The following is a 5,570-nucleotide window of genomic DNA, read 5'->3' on the forward strand; positions in this document are numbered from 1 at the left end:
CGATGTTGTGAGGGGGATAAGTGGGGGTTGGGCGGTGGAATTTAAATGCAGAAAAGGCCGAAAACCCTTATCATTGAAGGGTTTTCGGCAAGAGAATAACATGTGAAATCTCGCACGTATTTCTGTTTATAGAAACTACTTGTAGACATGTTGATATAAGATTCTGCTTCTACGAAGGCTTTCTCATAATCTATTGGTTAGAATCTGATAACTTTGCCTTTCCCATCAACTCTCTTCTAAATAAGCTGCCTGAAAGAAATTGTATATTTATGGATATTCCAGCAAGACTCTTGTGGATCGGGATCGCAGGGCTTTCCGGGAGAAAATCAGACAGGTGAGTCGTGATGATGTCCCCAGCCGTTTCTGGTCTTTCACCGCTTTAACGGAGGAATGCAGCTCATCTAACAATGACTCTGGCGTCGGGCATCGTGAGACAGCTCCATTTCTTTATACGATGAAACAGCTCCATTTCTTTATACATGGGATTGATCGGTTCATGGACACACGCCAGTTTCAGTGCGCCATAACGGTTTAACCCCTTAAAATTAGAGTGGTCTCCCTTATTCTTAATTGGAATGTAAGGGCAACGACCCGGCGTAACATAGGAGGGCAAGCCGTCGAGGGAATGGTGTGGATATCTAATGTGCGGTCATACATTATTTCCACAGATTAGGAATGCTATTCCAAGCTCTATTCCCGCAACCGGCTCCTCCAGAAAATTGGAATAAATACATGACTTCTCCATAACTTGGTTTGGTCGGTGGTTAAAAATCTAAGAATGAGTGAGAAAATGCGAGAAAACATTAAATTATAGTGGGAGTTTACACAGAATATTTTTTTGACTCGAGTATTAGTACGTCTCCCGCCTTTCAGCAACAAGTGTCAACGGTTTAAAAAATTCGTTCTCAACATGGGGTCGTTGAATTTCTTTCACTCTTTTCTTGAAGTACTCTTCCAATTCCTTATCCGTACAAAAAACAAAACATCCTTTTTGCCCTCGTGTAAGTAAAGTTCGATACGTGTTTCGGATAATTTCATCAGCAAGTTTTTCAGCCTTTTCCGGCTCATCCTTGAGCATCTTCTTCAAACCTTTAAGTGAGCTGTCTGTTTTCGCTCTTTTCGTAAAATCCGTTTTTACCTGCCCATCACGGCAAATCATGTCATCTCCGATAATGACTCCGACGTAATCAAACTCCAATCCTTGACACGTATGAATACAGCCTACTTCGTGAACGGAGTTTTCATTAATTGCCCAAGTATCAGAATTAGCAAGATTCCAGCTCATACTAAAGTTAAACTCAGGAATCACGATATCATGAACGTCAGGGTTACTCTTCCCTTCCTTAATCCAGTTCCAACAATAACCAGCCACTAATCGTGATCGATTATTCACTTTATTTACTTTCTCAATTTCCCTACGTAACTTATTCGGGTCTGAAAAAATTCGAAGATCGTAGTGGCTGCCTATGTAATGGGAATTAGCTGTTTCCCGTATCTGTAAAACATCGTCAATCCAAGCCAGATAGCCGTCCGAACCGTTACAACGAAACTGGGATTCTAAGCGAGTTTTTGTTATTTTTGCATGGTGCAAATTAGCAAACTTTTCAATCGCTTCAATACTCCCTACATCTTTAAGCGTAACTCGTTGCCGTTCATCTATAAAGAATATGGACAGCTTAGAGGCGTTCATAATCTCTTTGATTTGATTCTCACCTAGATTGTGAAACATACCTGATTTTTCATTTAACCGATGTGCTTCATCAACGATTAAGACATCAAACTCGTTCGATGAAGAATGTATATAACTCCCTGACCCAGTGAAGAGATTATCAATATGACCCTTTCGGAAGTCTTGTTTTAATTTGCTTGCATACACATTTCGTGGTGCGGCATTTTTGGTCACATATTGGCAAACAAGACTACGCTTCGTGAATTCAACAAGCAGATTGATGGCCAAAACAGATTTTCCCGTTCCGGGACCGCCTTCTACAATTAAGACATGCTTTTGATTCGTTCTTACCACTTCATTTGCAAGCTGTAAGGCTGTTTCATAAACGACCTTTTGATCATCAATCATGATAAACTCAGGATTGCCTTTCAACATATTAGAAAGTGATTCTTGAAGCGATTTCGACGGGCGTATCCGTCCATGTTCAATCTTATACAGATTCTCTTTGTTATCACCGTACTTTATGTAGCGTTTTATAAACGAACGTAACTTACTCGCCTCGCCTTTCACAAATACGGGAGCGTTTTCTAAATAGGTATGATACATATCATCTTTCAACGGATCGTTTTCGCCAACGTCGATATAATTATGTAGGTACGCACATGGGTATAGCTCTATTTCATCATTTTGGACGTTTTCATTGTAGTCCTTAATGAGCGCTGCATAGGACCATACCTGATAAGATGGATGAGTCGTTTCAACGGGAGCACGATTCATTACTGTTTTCACGATTGCCTCTTTACCATCTACTTTTTCAATGCTTCCCCATTGTTTCAGTTCGATGATTACAATGGAGCTACCGTCATCATCACGACCCGAGATCAAGAAATCTACTCTTTTGGAGGTGTACGGGATTTTAAACTCGATAGCTACTCCTGCATCTTCTGGTATCTCACTGTCACTCAGTACCCGGAACATATATTGCATAGAATTGTCCCAAGCGCGAATTTCTCTTTGATTAATCCGACCAATTTTTGCCTGATAATTACTACTAATATTTTGTACTAGCTTGTCGTTAAAAACATCTTCTAGAAATTCATTCTTCGTAGCTTCATATACAATCATTATTTTCACCTTTTTTGAAAGCTGTTGGTTACCTTGGAAAATAGAAGGTATGATTCATGATGGTCACATCTCTGTGTACTTATTATTTTTTCCTTTACATTTTTCCACCGGATATTTTTTATTATTTTTTTCAATCTTTTTATCAAGTTCTTCTGAAATATCCATATCAAACATTTGAGCAAATCTTAGAACAAAGAATAAGACATCTGCTAATTCCTCTGCGATTTCTTGCTTTTTTTGCTCGTCTTGAAAGAATCCTTCCATTTCCAATTTTGACTTAAAGCGAAAATGTTCAAGGAGTTCTGATGCTTCCGTAATGATTCCTATCGCAAGATCTTTTGCATTGTGAAATTGACCCCACTCTCTATCTTCACAAAATTTTTGGACCTTTTCTTTAAGGTCACTTATTGTTGCTTTTTCATCCATGTAATGGCCTCCTTGAAAACTTGACCAAATCTGCTGTTGTAATGATTTACATACTACTCGATGTTAATACGTTACAGCAGCTCATTCTTCTTGCAATCCCTCAATCTTTACTACGTTTTTTGCCAAATCGATATACTCGTGATCCAAAAGTACCTTAACTCTTCCTCTCCGCCGTTTTTCACGCCATAATTTCAGTTGCTCTTCATTATCTAACCTCAATTCAGCAATTTCGTAAGCACGATCAAACATGTACGAAGTCGTCAAGAGTAACGTATAGATACCTTGCCCTCCAAGATGGATCGGTGTCTCCCTTTGTTTCCATTCCTCCACTTCAAATCTTACGTACAATTCTTCTTCTGTTCCCGGCCGCGGTGGCCTTTCCAAAATTTCTTTTCTTCGTACAACTCTCCAATCTGATATTCGTCCATACCAACGGATTCCACCATCTTCACCGTACTTCTTGCGAGATTGGCATAAGGCAACATACTCAATTTGTGTTAAGATTTTGTGATCCTTTAGATTTTTCAATGGAACATGGTAAAAATGATGCTGTAATGCTAGTTCTAGTTGCCCTGTTCGTAAAGAACCAACCAGTACATTCTTATTGCCAAACTTGTTTCGGTAGTAATACTCGGTTCCCCTGGGCCTCGTTGATCGTTCGTACGCTTTTTCCGGACTGTCTAATATCAATTCGTCTAAAAACTCTTCAACAAGTGTAGTAGCCCCAGGTAAGAAAGGGAACGCACCAATATTGATTAATTCAATACTTCGATAAAACTGATGCTCTCGGAACTTTTCCTCGTCATGGTACGGAAACAACACATAGGCCCCGTACATGCTTCTTTGATATTCATGTTTCGTTCCATCCAAATAGACTATCGCGTCTCGATAACGATGCATCGTATTGATATCGTCTTCTTCAGGGCCTGGAGATCCATATTTTAGGTAATAACTAGTTCCTTCATAAGCAGGATTTAGGCGATATTTTGCATCAAATACATACTTAAATTCTTGCTGAGAGTCGTTCTTTTTTAATGTTAGGACATTATCTGGGCGCTGCGATAGTGTTGGGATTCTCCTCTTGTCTTCTGCAGGTAACGTATTGTAATAAAGGGTAAATTTCTCCCCATTTAACGGATTTTGATAAACCGTTCGTGCAGACTGGCTACGGTCGAGGGTTACAAACAAACCGTTATTATTAATTTTAATAATATCTTGATGAATAAGTCTGTATTTGCTACTAAGGATCTGATTGATTTTTAAAAAGCACCAGTACTCATACAACTGTGACAGATCCTTCATAGATAATTTCAATAAGTCACCTTGTATGGTTAAACCTTTCATAAGCAGCAAATAAGCTTTAAACACTTCTTTATATCCAGGAGCCATTTGCAATACGAGTGTTACAGACAATTGATGTATCATTTTTGATGCCACAAGAAAATCGAGTTGTAATACACGTCTTACTTGAAGAATCATACGGTCAAGTTTTTCCAACAAGATCTCATCTTTTACTCGATCACTCATGCCAAAATGCCGATGAATTTGCTGTAGCTTTTCAACAATCCTCTCCAATACCCAGCGAATAAACCGATTTTCTACCGTATCAAAATGTATAGTCCTCTTACTTTCTATTAAGCTTATCGGACGAAAACTTTTATTTTGGATCCTCAGGATGCCTTTTTCAGGATCTTCAACAAGTAGGTTTGGATTCTTGCTTAGTAACAATTCATTTTGCCTACTTGCCTTCTTTACTTTTGCAGCATCGACTATACGATGACCAGAGTGTAATGTATAGTGGGGAGCTACCTGTATTCTCTCGATGGCTCCTATTAATTGCTGAAAAACATATTGTAAGATTGAAAAAAATTCAGTCAGGCTTTGCGTTTTTGTTTCCGTAAATCCTGTTAATTGATGAGTCTTACGTAAAAAGTCAAAAGCCAGGTTATATACCTGCTCATTTACTTCCTGTAAAATATTCTGGTAGTCCGTACGATAATCCATCTTTGCTGGAAAAATTTCGATCAGAATTTGTAAGGCTGGCTTCCCATCCATTTGGATCACGATTTCGGTTAATCCAACTTCATTTTGAAAGTTTAATATCCCCAACAAAATGTCCTTCCCTAAGGGTTTTACCGCCCGTCTGAGATGAATATTTTCATGAAAAAATGAAATGTTCTTTTCCTGCTTTCGTATTACGACGAATTCATACGACTGGTTTTCAAAGAATACAGGATAAGCGGGCCCTTCTTCCAAATGAACCAGCGATCCAGTTACAGGTGAAAAAATGAGTTTAGACATTACCAGAAGCTGACGTGTATCTTCCCTTACTTGTAACGTAGCTGTGTAA

The 5,570-nt window shown here is 38.8% G+C and carries 3 protein-coding genes; all 3 read right to left on the minus strand.

The genetic code is table 11. The annotated features are described in order from the left end of the window. Positions 1-850: 850 nt before the first annotated feature. A complete protein-coding gene (locus HGBM_RS22845) occupies positions 851-2,794 on the minus strand; it encodes a DUF2075 domain-containing protein (protein WP_019123414.1) in 1,944 nt (647 codons plus the stop codon). Between the two features lie 63 nt (positions 2,795-2,857). Beyond that, the gene (locus HGBM_RS22850; RefSeq protein ID WP_019123415.1) at positions 2,858-3,220 is read right to left on the minus strand and encodes a nucleotide pyrophosphohydrolase; all 363 of its coding nucleotides are present in this window, start codon (positions 3,218-3,220) and stop codon (positions 2,858-2,860) included. 81 nt (positions 3,221-3,301) lie between these two features. After that, positions 3,302-5,570 (minus strand): DUF2357 domain-containing protein (locus HGBM_RS28335; protein ID WP_019123416.1); only part of this gene is annotated, 2,269 nt, incomplete at its 5' end.

The sequence above is a fragment of the Brevibacillus massiliensis genome (assembly GCF_000311785.1).
Lineage (GTDB): Bacteria > Bacillota > Bacilli > Brevibacillales > Brevibacillaceae > Brevibacillus_C > Brevibacillus_C massiliensis.